This window comes from Candidatus Alkanophaga liquidiphilum (assembly GCF_053996935.1).
This window is the reverse complement of record NZ_JBMXYC010000021.1, coordinates 1-5,015: the sequence shown is the minus strand read 5'-3', so window position 1 is coordinate 5,015 and position 5,015 is coordinate 1. Positions and strand designations below refer to the sequence as shown.

General features: G+C 49.8%; 4 protein-coding genes and 1 tRNA gene. 4 read left to right on the top strand and 1 reads right to left on the bottom strand.

Annotated elements, in window-relative coordinates:
* The coding region (locus ACXJJA_RS02755; protein WP_456486699.1) for a hypothetical protein at positions 1 to 199 on the bottom strand (199 nt) is incomplete at its 3' end.
* 261 nt (positions 200 to 460) lie between these two features.
* On the opposite strand from ACXJJA_RS02755, the gene ACXJJA_RS02750 reads away from it, so the two are divergent.
* The 4 genes from ACXJJA_RS02750 to ACXJJA_RS02735 all read left to right on the top strand — a co-directional run bounded on the left by ACXJJA_RS02750 (position 461) and on the right by ACXJJA_RS02735 (position 4,826).
* Positions 461 to 2,170, top strand: a complete 1,710-nt coding sequence (locus ACXJJA_RS02750) for a type II/IV secretion system ATPase subunit (RefSeq protein WP_456486698.1) — start codon at positions 461 to 463, stop codon at positions 2,168 to 2,170.
* A complete protein-coding gene (locus ACXJJA_RS02745; RefSeq protein WP_456486697.1) occupies positions 2,164 to 4,050 on the top strand; it encodes a type II secretion system F family protein in 1,887 nt (628 codons plus the stop codon). The genes ACXJJA_RS02750 and ACXJJA_RS02745 overlap by 7 nt, the downstream gene beginning before the upstream one ends.
* 3 nt (positions 4,051 to 4,053) lie before the next feature.
* The gene (locus ACXJJA_RS02740) at positions 4,054 to 4,686 is read left to right on the top strand and encodes an RAD55 family ATPase (RefSeq protein ID WP_456486696.1); all 633 of its coding nucleotides are present in this window, start codon (positions 4,054 to 4,056) and stop codon (positions 4,684 to 4,686) included.
* A 41-nt stretch (positions 4,687 to 4,727) separates the two neighbouring features.
* Positions 4,728 to 4,826, top strand: a tRNA-Leu gene (locus tag ACXJJA_RS02735).
* Positions 4,827 to 5,015: the final 189 nt, after the last annotated feature.

Below are 5,015 nucleotides of genomic sequence, written 5' to 3'. Positions count from 1 at the left end.
CTTTTCTTATTGGAACACCTTTCATCCGCTTCGCTTTCTTGTATAGCCACTTCGCATCTTGCTTGTATGCTGAATATACACCTCTGTCTTCTCCCGTCTCAAGCCAATGCTGGAAGTTATCATACTCTCTGTCGAGTAGCTCTCGCTTGCGCTTCGTCAGCCCGATGAGCTTGCATCTGATCGTCTTCGCCGCTTCCATCTTTTTTAGTGTGACTCTTCTACTTAAATACTTTTCTTCCCCACCCGCCTCCCCTGCCCTCCTTTAAAGGGGATTAGCAGCAACATCTTCCTAAAATTTCAGATATTCCCATAATAATTTAAATAACCGAAAATTCCTTTTCAAATCACTTTAAACAACTGCCCAATATCCAAAAAAGTTTATTTCTCAATTCATGAATTTATAGCTGAATTTGAAGCATGTGCCTTCTGGCGAGCGGAGTGGTGCGTGAGGGGTGGTGTCATGGCTCTCCATGAGACGGCGAAGCGTCGTAATGAAAACAATGATACAGTGGGACTTCAAGGGATTATACTGCAAGAAGAGCTGGGAGACGGTTTAGATTTAGAGTTAGAACGAAAACTGAATATTCTGAGTGAGGCTGTGAGGGCAGAGCTTTCTGAGGTTGTTGATGATTTGGATGTTGTACTTGATAGGCTTGAACACAAATTAGGCGAAGAGCTTTGTAGCTTTAAAGGCATCCCCGGCTATGAAGAGGTTGAAAGATACTGGGTTAACGAGCCGTATTCCTTCGTGGTCATTCTGTATAACGAGGAGAAGGACGATTATTTGTATTATGTTGTAGAGCCGGAGCTGAGCCCGCTTGAGGAGTTCTTGCTTGCAGAGATAAAAGAGAAGGTCAAGAATGCCTTGCTCTTCACGAAAATCGAGGGCGAGAATAAGGAAGAAATCCTAAAGAACAAAATAGACGAGGTACTCCACGACTACGACATCGAACTTGAGAACACGACATATCGCAAGATTGTGTATTATATAATGAGGGATTTCCTGCGATTCAGCAAAATAGATGTTCTCATGAACGACCCCTACGTCGAGGATATTTCTTGCGACGGCTGGGACACGCCCGTCTTCATCTACCACTGGGAATACGGGAACATCCGCACGAACATAAAGTTTAACAGGCGAGAACTGGATTCTTTCGTGATAAAGCTGGCGCAGCGTGGCGGCAAGCACATCTCGACGTCGGACCCGATGGTGGACCTCGCTCTCGAAGACGGTTCTCGTGCGCAGCTCACTCTCGGCATGGACGTCACGACGAGAGGCAGCACTTTCACGATTCGCCGCTTTAAGGAGATTCTGATAACGCCTGTGGATTTGATACGCTGGAAGACCTTCTCGCTGGAGTCCATGGTCTATCTCTGGATGTGCGCCGAGAGCAATAAAAGCATGCTCTTCGTCGGTGGCACCGCCTCCGGGAAGACGACGTCCTTGAACGCCGTCTCGCTGTTCATCCCGATGAATGCGAAAATCGTCACAATCGAAGACACGAGAGAAGTGAAACTGCCGCACCCGAACTGGATACCGGCGGTCACGAGAGACGTTTTCATGGCGCAGGAGCGTGGTAAGATAGACATGTATGACCTGCTGAAGGCGGCGTTAAGACAGCGTCCGGAATACATCCTCGTCGGCGAGGTTAGAGGCAGAGAGGCGCAGACGCTATTTCAGGCGATGAGCACGGGACACACGACGTTCTCGACGTTCCACGCCGACTCCGTGGATGCTGCCATTCACCGTCTCGAATACCCGCCGCTGAGCGTGCCGCGCTCGATGATTGAGGCGCTTGACATTGTGAGCGTGCAGGCGCAGACCTTCGTCGGCGGGCGCCGCGTCCGCAGAAACCTCGAAATCGTGGAGATTCTCGAAATCGATCCGACGACGAGGAACATAAAAACGCAGACCATCTTCAGTTGGGACCCGCTCACCGACAGTTTCTTCTTCATGCTGCCAAGTCTTTCGGCATCCAAATGCCTTAGGGACATAGCGAGGTTCAGAGCGTGGACCGAGGACCAGCTTGAAGAGGAGTTCAGGCGGCGGAAGGCACTGCTCGAATACATGGTCAAGACGGGCGTGAGTCCTGAGGACTTCATCTCCGTAGTGCATGCGTATCATGCGAATCCTGAGAAGACGCTGCGGAGGCTGAAGATAGAATGGTAGAGTCCCGGACGAAGATAAGAGTCGAGAAGCTGGCTTACTCTCTCATAGGGAAACGACTGAAGCTTCGTGATAGGAAGGAGAAATATGAAGAGCTTGAAAAGTGGCTTAAGGGCGCGAGGATGCCTGTTTCTTACGACATGTATATTTCCGCTGCTATTTTTTACTCGATAATTGTGGCGGTCGTCGGTGTATTTCTTGGCTTCCTGTTTTCGCAATTCGTAATAAGGCTGCGGCCTGCGATGAAATACCCGCAGGTTCCGATGCTTTTCGTGCAACACGGAGAGCTCATCGTCACGTTAATCCTCACTGCAATCGTGGCGGTGACGGTCGGCGGGTGCACTTACGCTCTTTTCTACTCGTATCCACGGATAAAGGCTGACGACAGGAAGAGGGAAATAAACAGGATGCTGCCACACGCCGTAAATTTTATGTATTCGCTCAGCAAGGGCAATGCGAACATCATCGAAATCATACGGTCATTAGCGAGGCATGAGGAGACATACGGCGAAATTTCAAAGGAGTTCCAATTCGTCATCCGCAACATGGAGTTCTTCGGGCTTGATTTGAGGAGCGCGCTTCTCGAACTTCAGGAGACGACGCCGTCCGACGCCCTCAAGGAATTCATAAGCGGGCTTCTGACCACTATAGACAGCGGCGGCGACATCACGCTCTTCCTCGCTGAGAAAAGCGAGCAGCACAGAGAAAAGGCGAGAATCGAGCAGAAGGGCTTTTTGGAGACGCTGAGCCTCCTTGCAGAGACTTACGTGACGGTAATTGTTGCGATGCCACTGTTCATGCTCATCGTTGAGGTAATCATGTTGGCGATGGGCACCGGCAACATGAGGTCTGTGTATGGGATTGCGTATCTGATGCTGCCCATAGGCTCTGCGATGTTCATTGCAATTATCGGCATGATAACGCCTTCCGACGTTAAGAGGGTTCCCGTTCTGAAGGAAGAGCATTTCGAGGAAAAAAGCGCGTATTTATCCGAGGAGGATAAGAAGAACGAGGTTTACAAGAGATACATGCAAGCAAAGAGGCTACACTCCCTCAAAGAGGCTCTGAAGAATCCTGTGAGGAGCATGAAAGAAAACCCACTGAACACACTTTACCTGACAGTGCCCGTAGCTTTGATCTATCTTATACTCTCGGCGAGCACGTCAGCAGTCATCCCTGCCATTTTCATAGTATTCACACCACTTTCGATATTTCACGAGATGAAAAGGAAGTATGAGAACAAAATAAAGAAGCAGACGCCTGACTTTCTCAAAGAGTTGGCGGGCACGACCGCCACGGGCGCAACTCTCCAGCAATCCATTGACATCATATCAAGAGCGGGGAGCGGCGGCATCTACAAAGAAGTGGAGCGGATGAAGCGGGACATCGAGTGGGGCACCGAGATTGTGGATGCGTTTGCGAGGTTTGCGAACAGGATAAAAGTGGCATCGCTTTCGAGGGTCGTGACACTCCTCATGGAAACCATAAGAATCGGCGGCGACATCACAGAAGCGCTATACCTCTCCGCCAAAGACTCCGACATCGAGAGGACGCTCAACAAGGAGCGTATGGTGAACATGCTCATTTACGTGATCATAATATATATTGCGTTCTTCGTGTTCATCGGCATCATTTACATGCTCTTCAAGAACCTGCTGCCGGCGCTCCTCGAAACTAAAATGACGGGCGCCGCAGGCGTCTTCCAAAAGGCGGCAATCAGCAGGGAAGAAATAACGGGCGTGCTGACGCAGGCGACGACGCTGCAGGCGATTTTCGCAGGACTGATGGCAGGGCAGATGGGCGAAGGTGATATTCTCGCAGGGCTAAAACATTCTTTAATAATGCTTGTGATAGTATGGATAATGTTCACGTTCTTCATCTGAGCCATGAGGATAAGACCGACGGGCATAGAAATACTGGATAAGTTAATAGGCGGCTTCCCAGCAGGTTCACTGGTTTGTCTCTCCGGCGACCCGAGAGCCACACCCGAAATCATTTTGTATCAGTTCTGTGAAACTGGCGAAACTTATTATTTCGCCACAGAGAGGGAGCCGAAATACATAGAGGATGAAATGGAGAAGCTGGGCTTCAACGCCGGAAGTGTTAAATTTGTGGACGTTTATAACGTCAGAAACGAAGAATACGAAGTCATTTCACTTGTGAGTTCCGAGTTGCGGGATGCAGGGAGCGGCGTAAACATAATAATGGACACCTTCGCCTTCTTCACCAAACTACGGGGCTACAGGTCGCTTTTTAGCATCTTATACGAGGCTACCAAGGAGAAGGAGGCACTGTGCATGCTTTACGTGCCGAAGGGCATGTGCGACGAGAGTGCTGAGGCAGAGCTCACGAGCGTCTGCGATGTCATCTTCGACGTGGAGGCGGAAAGGGCGGGGGATAAAATCATAAATAAGCTTTCGGTGCCGAAGATAAGAGGGCTGCCGCCGCTCATGCAGTTCGTCAGATATAAAATCACTAAAGAAGGTATAGAAATAGACACGTCAAGGGACATCGTCTGACGACGAAAGTTTAAAAATGAGCGTGACATAAATAGGAGTGGGCGGGGGTTGCCGAGCTAGGTTAAAGGCGGGAGACTCAAGACCAGATGTGAGAAATCTCCTCCCGCAGGGGTTCGCAGGTTCGAATCCTGCCCCCCGCATTGCTTGTCCTGAAGCCTGTGGCGCGCCCCTAATAAAGAACGTAAGTTTCATGAACATTCATTGGATTTACAAAAACCTAAGCAAGAAAGCTCATACTTAGGGATGAGATGAATGGCGTAAGATGCCGAAAGTGCTATATGACATCGGGGGCAGGAAGGGGACGAGATGCGGAGGAGGACTAACACCTT

Coding starts and splice junctions, on each gene's coding strand:
- ACXJJA_RS02740 (WP_456486696.1), top strand. CDS start 4,054: ATGAGGATAAGACCGACGGGCATAGAAATACTGGATAAGTTAATAGGC.
- ACXJJA_RS02750 (WP_456486698.1), top strand. CDS start 461: ATGGCTCTCCATGAGACGGCGAAGCGTCGTAATGAAAACAATGATACA.
- ACXJJA_RS02745 (WP_456486697.1), top strand. CDS start 2,164: ATGGTAGAGTCCCGGACGAAGATAAGAGTCGAGAAGCTGGCTTACTCT.